Here is a 16,464-nt window from a genome sequence, read left to right on the forward strand (position 1 = left end):
GCGCGTCGCGCGTTCATGTAGCATAGGGTGTCGAGGGCGCAAGGGGCAGACCCGATGGCTGGAGCGGGCCGGGGCGCGGAGGAAGGCGAGGACGTCGTTGCCGGCGTCAGCGAACGCTCTCTTTTTGCCATGCCCGCGCCCGCCTCATTGCCGCTGGCGTTGCCGCCCCTACAGCAGCCGGGCAAGTCGCCGCCGGCGGATGTTTCCACGCCGCCCGGCATTCCCGCAGCCGGCGCGGCCGAGCGCCTGCGCCGTGAGTTCGGCCGTGCCTCGTGGCCTCGTCTGCGCAACGGCGTGGCCAGAGCGTCCGAGCTCGAACTCGATCGGGGCATAGGCTTCCTGCTCGTCCCGGTGTTCCTGGCGTGCGGATCGATTGCGTATTTTTCGTTGGCGGCGGAGCCGGGCTTTGCCAAGCCTGTCGCGGTCGCGATCCTGATGTCGCTGTGCGCGCTCGTTTCACGCTCATGGCCGAAAACGCATCTGTGCTTCATGGCGGCGCTGTTGTGCGCGCTCGGCATGCTCGCCGGCAAAGTCGAGACGTGGCGAGCGGGAACGCGGATGCTGGGCTCGGAAATCTCCACGCAAATCACCGGCCGCGTCGTTTCGGTCGACCAGATGGAGACCGGGCGCATCCGGCTGACCATCGATGTGACATCGACCGCGCGGCCGAAACTACGCTACGCGCCCGAGCGCGTTCGCCTTTCGGCGCGCAAGGTGCCGGCTGAAGTGACGGCCGGCTCCCTCGTGACCGGCTATGCCAGGCTGTTGCCGCCGACCGGGCCGGTGCGGCCGGACAGCTACGACTTTTCCTTCGACAGCTACTTCGCCGGCATAGGCGCCAGCGGCTTCTTTCTCGGCAACCCCAAAATCGTCTCAGCCGATGACAGGCCGTTGTGGGCCGCCCTCTCAGCCGCCATCGAGAGTGCTCGCGAAAGCATTGCCGACCATATCAGGGGCAGCATCGGCGGCGCCGAGGGCGAGATCGCCGCGGCGCTGATCGTGGGTGTTCGCGCCGGGATTCCCGACGAGATCAATGAAGCGATGCGACGCACCGGCATCTACCACATCATCTCAATTTCCGGGCTGCACATGGCGCTGGTCGCCGGCACCGTCATGGGTCTGCTGCGTGGCGGCTTCGCGCTGTTTCCGAACTTTTCCTCCCGTCGGCCGGTCAAGAAATACGCGGCCGCGGCGGCACTTTTCTCGATCGCCGCCTACCTCGTCATTTCGGGCGTCGTTGTCGCCGCCGAACGCAGCTTCATCATGCTGGCGGTGATGCTGATCGCCGTTCTGTTCGATCGGGCGGCACTCACCATGCGCAATCTGGCTATTTCGGCGATCGCCGTCATCGTGGTGTCGCCGCACGAGGTGGTAGGGCCGAGCTTCCAGATGTCGTTCGCCGCCACCGCGGCCCTGGTCGGCGCCTATGCCGGCTGGTCGGATCGCAAAGCCGACAAAGCGCGGACCCCGCCGCCGCAACGGACCTTGCCTGGCCTGCTGACGCGAAAATTGCTGCTGGCGACAGGTGGGCTGGCGATGACCTCGATTATCGCGGGAAGCGCCACGGCGCTTTTCGCCATCTGGCATTTCCAGCGCGTGTCGCCGCTCAGCCTGTTCGCCAATCTTGCCGTCATGCCGATCGTTTCTGTCGTGATGTTCCTTGCGGTTGCCAGCGCGCTGCTGATGCCGTTCGGGTTCGATGGACCATCCCTTTATCTGATGGGCAAGGGACTGACCGCGATGATCGCCATATCAGGATGGATCTCGCAACGCTCGCCGGTCGACGCGGTCGGGTTGATTTCGCAGCAATCCGTCCTTCTGGTGGCGATCGCCCTGGTCATCGCGACGATGGCCACGACATGGCTGCGGCTGACGGCACTTCCCTTCGCGCTCGCCGGCCTGTTGACCGTCTCGGACACGCGCACGCCGGACGTGCTGATTTCGGAGGATGCCCGCCTGGTGGCGTTGCCGATCGGCGGCGGCGAGCTCGCGATCAACCGGGCGCGCCCGAACGAATTCACCGTCGATAATTGGAAACGCGCGCTGAAGTCCGAAACCATCGTTGCGCCGGAACTGTTCGACAGCGGAGACCGACAGTTCGACATCTTCGATCCCGCGCAACTTCCGGCGGGAGCGCCTTTCTATTGCTTCACGGGCCTGTGCATGGCCCGGCATACCTCGGGGGCGATCATCGCGCAGGTGGAGGATCGCAAGGACGCCTGGAGGGCCTGCTCCTATGCGGATCTGATCGTCATCAACGACCCCGCGGGCTACGATCCCTGCCACAATCCGCTGGTTCTCGTCATCACCAAGCGGCAGCTCGCTCGCAAGGGAAGCGCCGCCGTCTTCTTCGACCGGCAATCGGCGACGGCACCGGCGCTGGTCAGCTTTGCCGTCGACCGGCCATATCGGCCCTGGCATGAACAGCGAAAATTCTCACGCGAAGCAAGGGGATTGCCGCCTTACCGCAAACCCGAAAAGCCCACCGCCGAGCCCGCTCAGTAGCGCCTGATCAGCCCGACCAGCTTGCCTTGCACCTTGACCCTGTCCGGTCCGAAAATACGTGTTTCATAGGCCGGATTGGCAGCCTCGAGCGCAATCGAAGCACCCTTTCGGCGGAAGCGCTTCAGCGTTGCTTCCTCCTCGTCCACCAGGGCCACGATGATCTCGCCAGGACTTGCGGTGTCGGCATTGCGGATGATGACCGTGTCGCCGTCGAAAATGCCGGCCTCGATCATCGAATCGCCCTTGACCTCCAGCGCATAGTGTTCGCCGCCCATGATCATGTCAGGCGGCACTGAAATGGAATGCGTCTGATGCTGGATGGCATCGATCGGCACACCCGCTGCGATGCGACCCATGACCGGGATCGACACCGCTGAAACAGCGTCGTCGTCATTGCCGACAGCGGGCAGACGCGAAGACGTCGCCGGCTTGATCTGCCGGCTAGGGCTGCTGCCCTGTCCGAGGCTGCCCTGGATGACGCTCGGGGAGAACTTCTTTGCCGCGTTAAGACCCGGCGCGATCGAGTCCGGCAGGCGCAGCACCTCCAGCGCGCGCGCCCGGTTGGGCAGGCGGCGAATGAAGCCGCGCTCCTCCAACGCCGTGATCAGCCGATGAATTCCCGACTTGGAGGCGAGGTCCAGCGCTTCCTTCATCTCGTCGAAGGACGGCGGAATGCCGCTTTCCTTCAGCCGTTCATGGATGAACATCAAGAGTTCATGTTGCTTGCGCGTGAGCATGGCGGCCCCCAAAGGCATTGCACGAAGGGTCTGGAACCAGAATCAGAAAACAAACCCAGAACAAACCCTATCTGTTCCAGTTGTGTTCCGCAACCATTTAAAGTTTAATGAATTTGTTAAGGCGACGGAAACGAAATGCCCTCCCGCAGCCAGCATCCTGCCAGCGCGGTCCGTCGTCAATGCGCTCCCGGGCCCTTTGAAACTATTTTGGTTAATGGCCTGTGGCCCGACCGGTCTCCACTCTTGGCACAAGCCTGCAAGCTGGGTGACCGGCAGGTGCGGGGTGCGTTTGGGCGGATTAGAAACCCCTGCGGCTCGTGAACGAAACGAAACCAAAATGCCAACTTCCGCCGGAAAACGGCCAGACACCACCACTGGTCGCGACGGGCTGCGTTCGTTCGTTCGCTTGACGAAACCGTATAATAATGTACGGTTTTCGAAGAGGAACACCAATGACCACGCCGAAGCAGGCCGCGCGACGCGAACGGATAGAGGAGGCCGCCTATGCGGTGCTCCGGGAAACCGGCTACAAGAGCGCCTCCCTGCTTGCTATCGCCAAGCGGGCATCGGCCTCGAACGAAACCCTCTACAACTGGTACGGCAACAAGCAGACCCTGTTTCGATCCTTGATCGAAGCCAATGCGGGAGAGGCAAGGAAGCTGCTGGAGGACGCCCTTCACCGGGCGCGCGATCCGCTCGAAACCCTGAACTTGCTCGGGCCAGTCCTGCTGACCCTCGTGACGGGCGACAAGGCGGTGGCGCTCAATCGCGCCGCGGCCGGCGACGTCAACGATACAGGCACGCTTGGCCAATCGATCGCGCAATTCGGCCGCAATACCATAATGCCGCTTGTTGGCGACCTGCTTCGAACCGCAAGTCGGGCCGGCCTGATCGCCTGTGACGATCCTGCCGAAGCCGCCGACATCTACATCAGTCTTTTGATCGGCGATCTCCAGGTTCGCCGGATCGTTGGGGTGCTCGAGGAACTGCCTCGGGCGGAAATCGAGCAAAGATCGAACCGGGCGTTCACCCTGTTCTTGAGCCTCTATGCGGCCAGCCCTTGCCCGGGCGGCAAAACAGCCGGCCCGTTTCCAGGGCGCTCTTCTCACCGAGGAACATCGCGACCATGAGCAAAATTCCCGATCTCGCAGCGATCAAGGCAATGGACACCGCGGATCCGCTGCGTGCCATGCGTGACCGCTTCACCTTGCCCCAGGGGGTGATCTATCTAGACGGCAATTCGCTGGGCGCCGCTTCGCCCGCCGTGTTCGGCGAGCTGCAGAAGGCCGCCACGCAGGAGTGGGCGCAGGATCTCATCCGCGCCTGGAACACCGCCGGCTGGTTCGACATGCCGGTCGAACTCGGCGACCAACTCGGGCGCCTGATCGGGGCCGCCGCCGGCCAGACGGTGGTCTGCGATACCACCTCGATCAACATCTACAAGGTGCTGCATGCGGCACTCGGGATGCGGCCGGACAGGTCAGTCATCGTCGCCGAGGGGGACAGCTTTCCGACCGATCTCTATATGGCCGAAGGCGTTGCCTCGACGCGGCCGGGCACGGTGCTGCGGCTCGAGGGTGTCGATGCGCCGACCATAGAAGAACTGATCGACGAGCGGGTCGCGGTCATCCTGGTCAACCACGTCAACTACAAATCCGGGCAGTTGCGCGACATGGCCGCGCTGACGCGGACGGCACATGATGCCGGCGCGCTGATCGTCTGGGATCTCTGCCATACCGCCGGCGCCTTGCCCGTCGAGCTCGACCGTTCGAATGCCGATTTCGCCGTTGGCTGCACCTACAAATATCTCAATGGCGGCCCGGGTGCCCCGGCCTTCATCTACGCGGCCGAGCGCCACCATGGCGATGTCCGCCAGCCGCTCAGCGGCTGGTGGGGCCATGCGCGGCCATTCGCCTTCGAACAGGGTTTTGCTGCCGGCACAGGCATCCGCCGGTTTCTCTGCGGCACGCAGCCTGTGCTGTCGATGCGCGCGCTCAAAGGGGCGCTCGATGTCTGGAACGACGTCGACATGGCAGAGGTGCGCAGGAAGAGCATGGCGTTGACCGATCTGTTCATCCAACTGGTCGAGGCAAAATGCGGCGCCTACGGCCTCGAACTCGAAAGCCCGCGCGATGGCAATGAGCGCGGCAGCCAGGTTTCGTTCCTCCACCCGCATGGCTATCAGGTGATGCGGGCCTTGATCGAGCGCGGCGTGATCGGCGATTTCCGCGCGCCATCCACGATTCGCTTCGGCTTTACGCCGCTTTATGTCGGCTATGTCGATGTCTGGCAGGCTGTCGAGGTGCTGGAAGACATTTTGCGCACGGACGCGTGGCAGGAGGCGCGTTTCGCCGTCAAGGCGGCGGTGACTTAAGAGCCTGTCGCTCAGAAAAGCGCAGTGGGTTCGGGATAACGATATGCAGTCGGCAAAGCTACGTCAGAGCCGGGTGCGGACCTTCCACAGCTCCGGGAACAACTCCACCTCCAGCATCTTCTTCAGGTAGGACGCGCCCGATGTGCCGCCGGTGCCGCGCTTCATACCGATGATGCGCTCGACCGTGGTGACGTGGTTGAAGCGCCAACGGCGGAAATAATCCTCGAAATCGACCAGCTTCTCGGCGAGTTCGTAGAACATCCAGTAGCGCTGCGGGTCGCGGTAGATGATCTGCCAGGCGACAAGGACCTCTTCGTTCTCGGTCCGCGTTTCGCGCCAGTCCGTACGCCTTGCGTCGGCACCGATGTCGAAGCCGTTACGGGCGAGCAGCAGCAGCGCCTCGTCGTAGAGCGACGGTTGCGCCAGGATCGCCTCCAGTTTCTCGCTGAGGTCCGGCCGGTGCTTGTGCGGTCCGAGCATTGCGAGATTGCGGTTGCCGGCCATGAACTCGATGGCACGGTACTGCCACGACTGGAAGCCCGAGGACTGGCCAAGCGCGTCGCGGAACTCGGTGTATTCGCTGGGCGTCATCGTGCGCAGCACGTCCCAGGCATTGTTGAGCTGCTCGAAGATGCGGGCGACGCGCGAAAGCATCTTGAAGCTCGGTTCGAGACGGTCGGCGCGGATGGAGCGGATTGCGGCGCCGATTTCGTGCAGCGCGAGCTTCATCCAGAGTTCCGATGTCTGGTGCTGGATGATGAACAGCATCTCGTCATGGGCTGACGAAAGCGGCTCCTGCGCCTCGAGCACCTTTTCCAGATGCAGATAGTCGCTGTAGGACATGCGCTCCTTGAACGACATTTCCGCGCCCTCGGCGGACGGGTCGTAGGGCTTGCTCAATTGATCTTCTCCGCGCGCAGCCGGAAGCGCTGGATCTTGCCGGTCTGCGTCTTGGGCAAAGCGGCGATGAATTTTACCGAGCGCGGATATTTGTAGGGCGCGATCGTGGCCTTGACGTGATCCTGCAGACGCTTGACGGTCATTGCGTCTGGCGCCACGCCTTTCACGAGCACCACATGAGCCTCGACGATCTGGCCGCGCTCGGCATCCTCGGCGCCGACCACCGCGCATTCGGCGACATCGGCATGCGCCAGCAGCGCCGCTTCGACCTCTGGGCCGGCGATGTTGTAGCCGGCACTGACGATCATGTCGTCGGAGCGCGCTGCGAAGTGGAAAAAACCGTCCTCGTCCTGCCAGAACGTGTCGCCGGTGAGGTTCCACCCGTCGCGGACATAGTCGCTCTGCCTGGCATCGGCCATGTAGCGGCAGCCGGTCGGTCCCCGCACCGCGAGCCTGCCCGCGGTGCCGCGCGGCACTTCGCGCATTTCGTCGTCGACGACGCGCGCCTGATAGCCGCCAACGGCCTTGCCGGTGGAGGCAGGCTTCATGTCATCGAAGCGGTTGGAGATGAAAATATGCAGCATTTCCGTGGCGCCGATGCCGTCAAGGATCGGCTTTCCGGTTTTCTCAGTCCATTCCTCGAAGACCGGCGCGGGCAAGGTCTCGCCGGCCGAAACGGCGACGCGCAGCGACGATAAATCGGCCCCTTCGTCCATGGCCTTGAGCATTGCGCGATAGGCGGTGGGCGCGGTGAAGGAGATCGTCGCTTTGTAGGTTTCGATGATGTGGACCATGTTGGGCGGCGTTGCCTGTTCCAGCAGCGTCGCCGCGGCGCCGAAACGCAGCGGGAAGATGGCGAGCCCGCCAAGGCCAAAGGTGAAGGCCAGGGGCGGCGAGCCGACGAAGATGTCGTCAGGCGTCACCTGCAGGATCTCGCGGGCGTAGGCGTCGGCGATGATCAGGAGGTCGCGGTGAAAATGCATCGTCGCCTTCGGCACGCCTGTCGTGCCTGAGGTGAAGCCGAGCAGGGCGACGTCGTCACGCCCGGTCTGCACCGCGGTAAACGTGACGGGCTTGTCGAGGGCGGCGCGATCGAGTTCGGCGTCGTGGTTGGCGGTGCCGTCGAAGCCGATGACCTGCTTGAGGAACGCGCTGTCCTTGGCGCAGGCGGTCATCTCGTCCATCAGCCTGGTGTCGCACAGCGCTGTGGTGATTTCGGCCTTGTCGACGATCTTGGCGAGTTCGCCGGCGCGCAGCATCGGCATCGTGTTGACCACGACGGCGCCGACCTTGGTGGCGGCCAGCCAGCAGGCCACCATTGCGGGGTTGTTGGCCGAGCGGATCAGCACCCGGTTGCCTGGCTTGACGCCGTAATTCTCGACCAGCGCATGCGCCAGCCTGTTCGTCCAGTCGGATAATTCCTTGTAGGTGCGGCGGCGGCCGTTGCCGATCAGCGCGGTGTGGTCGCCCAACCCTTTCTCGACCAGCCTGTCGGTCAGTTCGACGCCGGCATTGAGCCGTTCGGGATAGTCGAAGCCGTCGAGCAGGAAGTCCGGCCATTGATCCGGCGGCGGCAGGTTATCGCGCGTGAACGTGTCGATATGCGCTGATGGCCCAATCATTTTCGGCTGCCCCTGTCTGCCTCACGCCCATCGCTGAACAAAGCACAGGATCGCACCAGTCGAAATTTGTTTCAAGCCTAAAATGTTTTGCCTTGGAGCATTGACGTTGCCGCTGTCGATGGCCATTGCTAGCGGCTGAAACGATGCCGTCCGGGGGAGGGTGCCGATGCTCGAACATCGCATTGCCGATTGGGACAATGCCTACGCCAACGGCGCCAACATCGCCGGCAGCGATCGCTGGCCGGCCGCATGGGTCGAACCGGCGCAGGCATTTCGCGATGCGCTTGCGGCAAAGGGCAGGGCTCAGCTCGACATCGCCTATGGCGACAGGCCGCGCAACCGGCTCGATCTCTTCCTTCCCGCCGGGGCACCCAAGGGGCTCGTCGTGTTCATCCATGGCGGCTACTGGCTGGAGTCCGACAAGGATAGCTGGTCGCATCTCGCCAAGGGCTCGGTTGACAGCGGCTTTGCCGTGGCGATGCCGTCCTATACGCTCTGCCCCGCCATACGCATCGCCGGCATCTCCCACGAGATCGGCGCGGCGATCGGCAAGGCGGCGGCGATGGTCGGGGGACCGCTTATGCTGACCGGGCATTCGGCCGGCGGCCATCTCGCCAGCCGCATGGCGACGACATCAACGCCCCTGGCGGCCGGCGTGGCAAGGCGCGTACGCCACGTCGTTTCGATTTCGGGCCTGCATGACCTCCGTCCGCTTATGCGCACCGGCATGAACGCGGCGCTGAAAATCGATGAAGCCGAGGCGCTGACGGAAAGCCCGGCGCTGCTGCGGCCCATGGATGGCGCTCGCGTCACGTGCTGGGCCGGAGGCGGCGAGCGGTCCGAGTTCTTGCGCCAGAACGCCTTGCTGGCCAATATCTGGACAGGGCTTGGTGCCGTCACGAGCGCGGTGGTCGAGCCGGACCGACATCATTACGACATTGTCGAAGGCCTGGCTGATCCGGTCCATCCGCTGACACGAACTTTGCTTGCGGAGTAGAAAAACGGCGAAACTTCACCTCAGCATTATAACGCTGCAGGCATTTCCTACAGCCGCGGCGGACGCAGACGGTTCGCGCACGATCAGTCCGTTGGCGTCGGCCAGTATCCTCAGCATCGAGGAATCCTGGATGCTGAAAGGGGTTGCCACCAGCATGCCGGCCTCTTGCCTGACCACCGCCCGCACATAGTCCTGGCGCAGATCATTGGCCTGCATGGCGGCGCCCAGCCTTGCCTGACGAATATCTTGCCGGAAATCGCGGCCGCCGAGGCGTGCCAGGAGCGGTTTCAGGAACAGTTGCGAGCAGACGAGGCTCGCCACCGGATTGCCGGGCAGGCCGATGCACCTGATGTCGCCGAGGCGGCCGAACATCAGCGGCTTGCCGGGACGCATGGCGATCTTCCAGAAACCGAGCGTCATGCCTTCGCCGGTCAGCACGTCATGGATCAGATCGTGGTCGCCGACCGAGGCGCCGCCAAGCGTGACGATGACATCAGCGCCGGCCGCGACCGCTTTCCTGACCAGCGCCGCGATGGCTTCCTCGCGATCAGCGGCAATGCCGAGATCAAGCGCATGCGCGCCGACCGATTGCGCGGCGGCGGCGACGCCATAGGCGTTTGACGAAATGATCTGGTCGGGGCCGAGTTCGCTGCCGGGCGGCAGCAGCTCGTCGCCGGTGGCGATGATGGCAACCAGCGGCCGCTTTACGACGCCCACCCGGGGATGGTTGGCCGAGGCGACAAGCGACAGTGCTGCCGGATCGAGCACGCGGCCTTTTTCCAGCAGGATGTCGCCCTCGGAGAAATCGAGCCCGAAGCGGCGGATGTTGCGCCCCTCGGCCGTCGGTTCGACCACCTCGATGCTGCCGCCGCCGAGGTCACGAACGTTTTCCTGGATGACGATGGTGTCTGCGCCTTGCGGCAGCGGAGCACCGGTGAAGATGCGCACGGCCTGCGCCTTGCCGACGGCGCCGTCAAAGCCGCGCCCGGCCGCCGCCACGCCCATCACCGAAAGCCGGGACGGCACGGACGCGACATCGACAGCGCGGACCGCGTATCCGTCCATGGCAGAGGCGTTGAAGGGCGGTTGGGTGCGCAACGCCACCACCGGTTCCGCGAGAACGCGATCCACGGCCTCGAGGAGCGAAACGCTTTCGCTCGCAAGCGGCGCAGCACCCTCCAGCAGGCGTTCGAGCGCTGCTGCGACCGGAAGCAGCGCCATCAGGCGACCGCCCCATCTTCGCCAGCGGCTTTGTAGTCGCCCGACTTGCCGCCGGTCTTTTCGACCAACCGGATGCCGGTGATGATCATGGCACGGTCGACCGCCTTGGCCATGTCGTAAATGGTCAGGCAGGCAACCGAAGCCGCGGTGAGCGCTTCCATCTCGACGCCGGTCTTGCCGGTGACGCGCGCCAGCGCAATGATCTTCAGTCCGGGCAGGGCAGGATCGGGCTCAATGTCGACGGAGACCTTGGTCAAGAGCAGCGGATGGCAGAGCGGGATCAACTCATGCGTCTTCTTCGCTGCCATGATGCCGGCTATGCGCGCGGTGCCCAGCACATCGCCTTTCTTGGCATTGCCGGCCAGGATCATCTTCAGCGTCTCGGGCCGCATCGAGACGAAACCCTCGGCGACAGCGGTGCGCGTCGTTTCGTCCTTGCCGCCAACATCGACCATGTTGGCCTGGCCCTGCGGGCCGAGATGGGTGAGGGCGGCCGTCATCGTCAGACGGCCTCGGCCGCTGCCTTGCCGGTGAGCAGCACGCGCGTTGCCGCGGTCACATCCTGCTGGCGCATCAAACTTTCGCCGACCAGGAAGGTGCCGATGTCGCTCTTCTGCAATCTGAGGCAGTCGTCATGAGAGAAGATGCCGCTTTCGCTGACCAGCAAGTAACCGCCCGGAATCATCGCCCGCAGTCGTTCCGAGGTTTCGAGACGGGTCTCGAATGTCCGCAGATTACGGTTGTTGATGCCGATTAATTGCGACGACAGCTTCAGTGCGCGCTCCGTCTCGGCCTCGTCGTGGACCTCGATCAGCGCATCCATGCCGAGTTCGAATGCCGTCGCTTCAAGCTCGCTCGCCAAATCATCATCTACGCTGGCCATGATGATCAGGATGGCGTCCGCCCCCCAGGCGCGAGCTTCATGGACCTGATAAGGATCGAACAGAAAATCCTTGCGCAGCGCGGGCAGGGTGACGGCGGCTCTTGCCTTGGTGAGAAATTCCGGCGCGCCCTGGAAAGACGGTGCGTCGGTCAGCACCGAAAGACAGGCGGCGCCGCCCTTTGCATAGGCCCGCGCGAGCGCTGGCGGATCGAAGTCGGCGCGGATCAAGCCCTTGGACGGGCTTGCCTTCTTGATCTCGGCAATCAGAGCGAAGCCGCCGGATCTGCGCTTCGCCTCAAGCGCCGTGAGAAAGCCGCGCGGCGCGTCAGTGTCTTTCGCCCGCGCCTTGATCTCGGCCAGCGGCACGCGCGCCTTGGCCGTCGCGATCTCGTCGCGCTTGTAGGCCTCGATCTTGCGCAGGATGTCCGACATCTGTCTAACCGTTCGAAATCTCGACCAGCCGGTCGAGCACCTGCAGCGCCCGGCCGCTGTCGATGGCTTGCACTGCCGTCGCCATGCCGTCGGCGAGCGTCGTCGCCTTGCCCGCCACCACCAAGCCGCCGCCGGCGTTCATCAGCACGGTGTCGCGAAAAGCGCCCACGGCGCCACCCAGCATAGCGCGCAACGCCTCGGCGTTGTAGGCAGCGTCGCCGCCGCGCAGTTCTTCCTTGGTGTGACGGGTCAGGCCAACCGCTTCGGGCGTCAAGGTGAAGGTGCGGATCTCGCCGCCGATCAGTTCGGCGACATGCGTTTCACCCGTGGTGGTGATCTCGTCGTAGCCGTCACCATGAACGACCCAGGCATGCTCGGTGCCCAGCGCCTTCAGCGTCTGGGCCACCGGTATGATCCATTCCGGCATGAATACGCCGACCATCTGCCGGCGCACGTCGGCCGGGTTGGATAGCGGACCGAGCAAGTTGAAGATGGTCCTGGTGCCGAGCTCCACGCGGGTCGGGCCGACATGCTTCATCGCCGGGTGATGTGCCGGCGCGAACATGAAGCCGACACCAGCCTCGTGGATGCAGCGGCCGATGGCCTGCGGCGTGAGGTCGATCTTGACGCCGAGCGCGGTCAGGACGTCGGCCGCACCGGTCAGCGAAGACAACCCGCGATTGCCATGCTTGGCGACCGGAACCCCGCTGGCGGCGATGACGAAAGCGGATGCCGTCGAGATGTTGACGGAGTGCGAATTGTCGCCGCCGGTGCCAACGATGTCGATGGCGCCGACAGGTGCGTCGACGCGAAGCATCTTGGCGCGCATGGTGGCGACGGCGCCCGAAATCTCGTCCACCGTCTCGCCGCGCACACGCAACGCCATCAGAAAGCCGCCGATCTGGCCGGGCGTAGCATCGCCCGACATGATGATGTCGAAGGCCTCGCGCGCCTCGTCGAAGGACAGGGCGGTGCCGGTCGCGACCTTGGCGATATGGGTTTTCAGCGCGCTCATCTTGTCGAGGCTTGGGCAACGGCAGCCTGGTCGACGCGGACGCCGTACTGCGTCTGCAACTGCGCCACCAACTGGTCGAGCAGATCGTCCGACATGCCGGAGGTGAAGGACTTGCGCGCGTCCTCGGGCACCGAACTGGCATCGGCCCCGGCGGGTTCGAACACCTCGGCGACCTTGAACAGGATTTGCGCGTCGCTGGTGGGAGAGGGGATCAAGCCGGTGCCGCCTTCGCCGACGCCGAACATCACCGCTGCACCTTCCTTGCCGAAATCGGCGTCGTCGGCTTCGCGCTTCAGGCCACGCTTGGTCTGCTTTTCCAGCTTGAGCTCGCCGGCAATGACGTCGAGCGTTGCGCCGGCCTTGAGCCGCTTTTCCAGCTCCTGCGCCTTGGCGGTCAGCCGCTTGGCCGTCTCGGCCGCGGTCCAGTCGGCAACGACCTTCTGGCGAACTTCGTCCAGCGTGCGGTCGCGGGCCGGCGTGATCGAAGCCACTTCATAGAAAATGAAGCCGTTATCGGCCGTGGTCAGCGCCTCGTTTTCAGTATTCGGTTCGGCATCGAAGGCAGCCTTGATCAGGGCCGGCGATTCCGGCAGATCCTTGACGATGGAGCCATCGGGCCGCAGGCCACTGCGATCGATCGCGTCGACAGTGACGACCTTCAGCTTCAGCTTGGCGGCGGCGTCGGCCAGCGAACTGCCGGCGGCGCGACTGTCCTCGTAATTATCATGCACGTCCAGAAGGATGCGGTTTGCCTCGCCCAGCGCCAGGTCCTTGCGGATCTGGTCCGACACTTCGGCCAGCGGCTTCACGACTTCGGGCTTGATCTCGGTGACGCGCAGCAGCACGGGACCAAAGGCACCCTGCACGACAGGGCTGACCTCATTGACGTTGAGCGCAAAAGCAGCGTCGGCGACCGCCTTGTCGGCGATCTTGTCCTTGGCGAGCGTTCCGAGCAGCGTGTCGGCCGGGGTCTTGCCTTCCGCAGTGACGAGCTTGTCGAAGGTTGCGCCGGACTTCAACGAATCGAGCGCGGCCTTGGCCTCGTCCGGCGTCTTGAACACAAGCTGCTCTATGGTGCGCATCTCGGGAGTGGTGTAGCGCGCCTTGTTCTTGTTGTAGTCGTCGCTGACCTGGGCGTCGGTCACCGAGCTCGTGTCCATGATGTCCTGCGGCTCGAGCCTGACATAGGAAAACTTGCGGTATTCGGGCGCGGCATAGGTCTTCTTGTTGGCCTCGAAATAGGCCTGCAGCGCGCTGTCGCTCGGCGCCTCGATGGGTTCGACCAGCGCCTTCGGCAAGGTCAGATAGTCGACCGTACGATCCTCGCCACGGTACAGGGCCACCGCCTTGAAGAAGGTGTCAGGCGCCTTGAGGCCGTCCGAAACCGCCTCGACGATCTGCTGGCGCACCGCGACCTGGGCACGATTCTTCAAATAATCCTCCGGGCGCATGCCGACCTCACGCAGCCTGTATTCGAAGGCTCTCCGGTCGAACTGTCCGCCGGGGCCCTTGAACGCCGGATCCTCGCGTGTGAGTTCCGCCAGCCGGTCCTTGGACAGGCCAAGGCCGAGCTTGCGAGCCTGTTCGTCGAGGACCGCGCCCGAAACAAGCTGCGCCAACACCTGGTTGTCGACGCCGAGCGCCTTTGCCTGTTCGTGGGTGAGGCGCTGACCGAACTGCTGCGACATGACGGCGAGCTGGCGGTCATAGGCGAGGCGGTATTCGTTGATCGACACCTTGGTGCCGCCGGCCGTGATGACGGAGTCGTGGCCGGCAAGGCCACCCATCAGCCGTCCCGATACGCCCCAGACCGCAAAACTGACCACCAGCAGCGAAAGCAGTAACTTCGCGACCCAGGTGCCCGCCGCGCTTCTCAATATACCAAGCATCGTTACTTCCGATTTATGCGCATTTTCGGATGCGCCGAGTCTGAAACAAGCGCAATAGCGCCCTTCCGGTCCACTGTCGATTGCTTTGTGGCTTGATTTTGGTAGTGAGAACGCCAGCCGAATGTCACCCGGAGAAGCAAACGATGACGCCAGGAATTCGCCCGCTCGTCGCAGGCAACTGGAAAATGAACGGTACCAGCGCCTCGCTCAACGAACTCAGGATGATCGGCAACGGTTTCATGAGCGGGCTCGACGCAGACACCGAGGCGCTGGTCTGCGTTCCCGCGACCTTGCTCGCCCATGCCGCCGAGATTCTGTCGCGTACGCCGGTTCATGCCGGCGGTGAGGATTGCCACGCCAAGGAGAGCGGCGCCTACACCGGGTGCATCTCCGCGGAGATGCTGAAGGATGCGGGCGCGACCCACGTCATCGTCGGCCATTCCGAATGCCGCGAACAGCGCGGCGAGGATGATGCCACAGTTCAGGCAAAGGCCTCCGCAGCCTGGCGCGCCGGGCTTGTAGCCATTGTCTGCATCGGCGAGACGCGGCAGGAGCGCGAAGCGGGCGCGACGCTGGACGTGCTGTCACGCCAAGTTGCCGGTTCGGTGCCGGCAAGCGCTACCGCGTCCAACACGATCATTGCCTATGAGCCGGTGTGGGCGATCGGCACCGGCCTGACCCCGACCGTCGCCGATGTAGCCGAAGCGCATGCGCATATTCGCGAAAAATTGTCGGAGAAGCTCGGCGCCGCCGCGGGCAAGATGCGCATTCTCTATGGCGGTTCGGTCAAGCCGTCCAATGCAGTGGAACTGCTTGGGGTCAGGAATGTCGACGGCGCGCTGGTTGGCGGGGCCAGCCTGAAAGCGGCCGACTTCCTGGGCATCGCGGAAGCCTATCGCAGCATCTCCTGATGACTTCGCGCGGCGCCGAAGCGGGCGCGGCGCACGGGAAATCGTTGTAAAGGACGCCTTGCTTCCCATATTCCGGCCACGGGCTTGGAAATGCCGTGAAAGCATTGTATTGAGCCGCCTCCAATTCCCCGGTCGTGTCCGCGGCCGGGCAGGGCATTGCCAGGATAAACTATGCAAACCGTACTGATCGTCATCCATCTCATGGTCGTTCTGGCCCTTGTCGGCGTTGTGCTGCTGCAGCGCTCCGAAGGCGGCGGCCTTGGCATTGGTGGCGGATCCGGCTTCATGACGGCGCGCGGCGCCGCCAATGCGCTGACCCGGGCGACGGCGATTCTGGCGGCCGCTTTCTTCGTGACGTCGCTGACCTTGTCGATCATTGCCCGCTACGGCGAGAAGCCGATCGACATTCTCGACCGCGTTCCCGCAACATCGGACGGCGCCGGCAAGGGCGTACTCAACCAATTGCCTGGCACGACCACCCCGACGCCGCCTTCAGGCAACGCGGCGCCGACGCCGCCTTCCGGCAACGGAGCCGCGACAACGCCCCCGGCCAACGCTCCGGCCGCGCCGCCCGCCGCCGGCTCGACGTCGCCGGCGACCAACGGCGCCAGCACCGCGCCCGCGGCCCCGCAGGTGCCGAACCAGTAATCCGGGTTCGTTCAAGGGCTATCTGACAGGGAGCGCCGGCGTGCGAACGCCGGCATTCTGCGTCGTTACAACCGAACTGCGCTCGGTTCCGGCTCTCGCTGCCGGGCCCTCGGCCCGCTCTGATCTCTTACACTCAGCCGATCTGTTGTCGTTTGACCACAGTCGCGGCAAATGCGGCGGCATCACGAAGATTCGACGGGAAGTGCAGCGGCCTCGCGCTTGAGGCGCCCGCGCTTATTCGACTATAGATTGCGCGCGGCATTTTCGGTGTCCTTGGGGGACGCCGGGCGACGCCGTGGGCAACAAATATTGAACGATCGGATCTTCGCC

Annotated in this window: 14 protein-coding genes; 6 read left to right on the forward strand and 8 right to left on the reverse strand. The window is 64.2% G+C overall.

The window, feature by feature from the left end; translation table 11 throughout:
• Nucleotides 1–54 precede the first annotated feature (54 nt).
• Complete coding sequence (locus LB545_RS19670) at nucleotides 55–2,505, forward strand: ComEC/Rec2 family competence protein (protein ID WP_224705681.1); 2,451 nt, start codon at nucleotides 55–57, stop codon at nucleotides 2,503–2,505.
• Here the strand turns inward: LB545_RS19670 and lexA are convergent.
• Entirely contained in the window at nucleotides 2,499–3,242 is a 744-nt protein-coding gene (gene lexA / locus LB545_RS19675) for a transcriptional repressor LexA (RefSeq protein WP_140515360.1), read from the reverse strand. The genes LB545_RS19670 and lexA overlap by 7 nt on opposite strands.
• 452 nt (nucleotides 3,243–3,694) lie before the next feature.
• Here lexA and LB545_RS19680 point away from each other — a divergent pair, with 452 nt between their 5' ends.
• Entirely contained in the window at nucleotides 3,695–4,372 is a 678-nt protein-coding gene (locus tag LB545_RS19680) for a TetR/AcrR family transcriptional regulator (protein WP_224705682.1), read from the forward strand.
• A complete protein-coding gene (kynU, locus tag LB545_RS19685; RefSeq protein WP_140825196.1) occupies nucleotides 4,369–5,616 on the forward strand; it encodes a kynureninase in 1,248 nt (415 codons plus the stop codon). The genes LB545_RS19680 and kynU overlap by 4 nt, the downstream gene beginning before the upstream one ends.
• Before the next feature lie 63 nt (nucleotides 5,617–5,679).
• On the opposite strand, the gene kynA is transcribed toward kynU, so the two are convergent.
• Nucleotides 5,680–6,516, reverse strand: coding sequence for a tryptophan 2,3-dioxygenase (gene kynA, locus LB545_RS19690; RefSeq protein WP_140498668.1), 837 nt, complete (start codon nucleotides 6,514–6,516; stop codon nucleotides 5,680–5,682).
• Nucleotides 6,513–8,138, reverse strand: coding sequence for an AMP-binding protein (locus LB545_RS19695; RefSeq protein ID WP_224705683.1), 1,626 nt, complete (start codon nucleotides 8,136–8,138; stop codon nucleotides 6,513–6,515). Before LB545_RS19695 ends, kynA begins: the two co-directional genes overlap by 4 nt.
• A gap of 166 nt (nucleotides 8,139–8,304) precedes the next feature.
• Between LB545_RS19695 and LB545_RS19700 the strand changes: the two genes are divergently transcribed.
• On the forward strand, nucleotides 8,305–9,135 hold the full coding sequence (locus LB545_RS19700; RefSeq protein ID WP_140632812.1) for an alpha/beta hydrolase: 831 nt from the start codon (nucleotides 8,305–8,307) through the stop codon (nucleotides 9,133–9,135).
• Between the two features lie 15 nt (nucleotides 9,136–9,150).
• On the opposite strand, the gene glp is transcribed toward LB545_RS19700, so the two are convergent.
• From glp to LB545_RS19725, 5 genes are read right to left on the reverse strand one after another with little or no spacing between them, the layout of a single operon-like run.
• Nucleotides 9,151–10,356, reverse strand: a complete 1,206-nt coding sequence (gene glp, locus LB545_RS19705; protein WP_140515365.1) for a gephyrin-like molybdotransferase Glp — start codon at nucleotides 10,354–10,356, stop codon at nucleotides 9,151–9,153.
• Nucleotides 10,356–10,856, reverse strand: coding sequence for a cyclic pyranopterin monophosphate synthase MoaC (moaC, locus tag LB545_RS19710; protein WP_140525225.1), 501 nt, complete (start codon nucleotides 10,854–10,856; stop codon nucleotides 10,356–10,358). The genes glp and moaC overlap by 1 nt, the downstream gene beginning before the upstream one ends.
• A gap of 2 nt (nucleotides 10,857–10,858) precedes the next feature.
• A complete protein-coding gene (trpC, locus tag LB545_RS19715) occupies nucleotides 10,859–11,671 on the reverse strand; it encodes an indole-3-glycerol phosphate synthase TrpC (protein ID WP_140664417.1) in 813 nt (270 codons plus the stop codon).
• Between the two features lie 4 nt (nucleotides 11,672–11,675).
• Complete coding sequence (trpD, locus tag LB545_RS19720) at nucleotides 11,676–12,686, reverse strand: anthranilate phosphoribosyltransferase (protein ID WP_140515367.1); 1,011 nt, start codon at nucleotides 12,684–12,686, stop codon at nucleotides 11,676–11,678.
• Complete coding sequence (locus LB545_RS19725; protein WP_140498654.1) at nucleotides 12,683–14,575, reverse strand: SurA N-terminal domain-containing protein; 1,893 nt, start codon at nucleotides 14,573–14,575, stop codon at nucleotides 12,683–12,685. Before LB545_RS19725 ends, trpD begins: the two co-directional genes overlap by 4 nt.
• A gap of 143 nt (nucleotides 14,576–14,718) precedes the next feature.
• Here LB545_RS19725 and tpiA point away from each other — a divergent pair, with 143 nt between their 5' ends.
• Nucleotides 14,719–15,486: a triose-phosphate isomerase gene (tpiA, locus tag LB545_RS19730; protein WP_140515369.1), complete on the forward strand. Its 768-nt coding sequence runs from the start codon at nucleotides 14,719–14,721 to the stop codon at nucleotides 15,484–15,486.
• Nucleotides 15,487–15,657: 171 nt separating this feature from the next.
• Complete coding sequence (gene secG, locus LB545_RS19735) at nucleotides 15,658–16,134, forward strand: preprotein translocase subunit SecG (protein ID WP_140525224.1); 477 nt, start codon at nucleotides 15,658–15,660, stop codon at nucleotides 16,132–16,134.
• Nucleotides 16,135–16,464: the final 330 nt, after the last annotated feature.

This window comes from Mesorhizobium sp. BR1-1-6, from assembly GCF_020165355.1.
GTDB lineage: Bacteria > Pseudomonadota > Alphaproteobacteria > Rhizobiales > Rhizobiaceae > Mesorhizobium.

Coding starts and splice junctions, on each gene's coding strand:
- LB545_RS19680 (WP_224705682.1), top strand. CDS start 3,695: ATGACCACGCCGAAGCAGGCCGCGCGACGCGAACGGATAGAGGAGGCC.
- kynU (WP_140825196.1), top strand. CDS start 4,369: ATGAGCAAAATTCCCGATCTCGCAGCGATCAAGGCAATGGACACCGCG.
- LB545_RS19670 (WP_224705681.1), top strand. CDS start 55: ATGGCTGGAGCGGGCCGGGGCGCGGAGGAAGGCGAGGACGTCGTTGCC.
- secG (WP_140525224.1), top strand. CDS start 15,658: ATGCAAACCGTACTGATCGTCATCCATCTCATGGTCGTTCTGGCCCTT.
- tpiA (WP_140515369.1), top strand. CDS start 14,719: ATGACGCCAGGAATTCGCCCGCTCGTCGCAGGCAACTGGAAAATGAAC.
- LB545_RS19695 (WP_224705683.1), bottom strand. CDS start 8,138: ATGATTGGGCCATCAGCGCATATCGACACGTTCACGCGCGATAACCTG.
- LB545_RS19700 (WP_140632812.1), top strand. CDS start 8,305: ATGCTCGAACATCGCATTGCCGATTGGGACAATGCCTACGCCAACGGC.
- glp (WP_140515365.1), bottom strand. CDS start 10,356: ATGGCGCTGCTTCCGGTCGCAGCAGCGCTCGAACGCCTGCTGGAGGGT.
- trpD (WP_140515367.1), bottom strand. CDS start 12,686: ATGAGCGCGCTGAAAACCCATATCGCCAAGGTCGCGACCGGCACCGCC.
- trpC (WP_140664417.1), bottom strand. CDS start 11,671: ATGTCGGACATCCTGCGCAAGATCGAGGCCTACAAGCGCGACGAGATC.
- lexA (WP_140515360.1), bottom strand. CDS start 3,242: ATGCTCACGCGCAAGCAACATGAACTCTTGATGTTCATCCATGAACGG.
- moaC (WP_140525225.1), bottom strand. CDS start 10,856: ATGACGGCCGCCCTCACCCATCTCGGCCCGCAGGGCCAGGCCAACATG.
- LB545_RS19725 (WP_140498654.1), bottom strand. CDS start 14,575: ATGCTTGGTATATTGAGAAGCGCGGCGGGCACCTGGGTCGCGAAGTTA.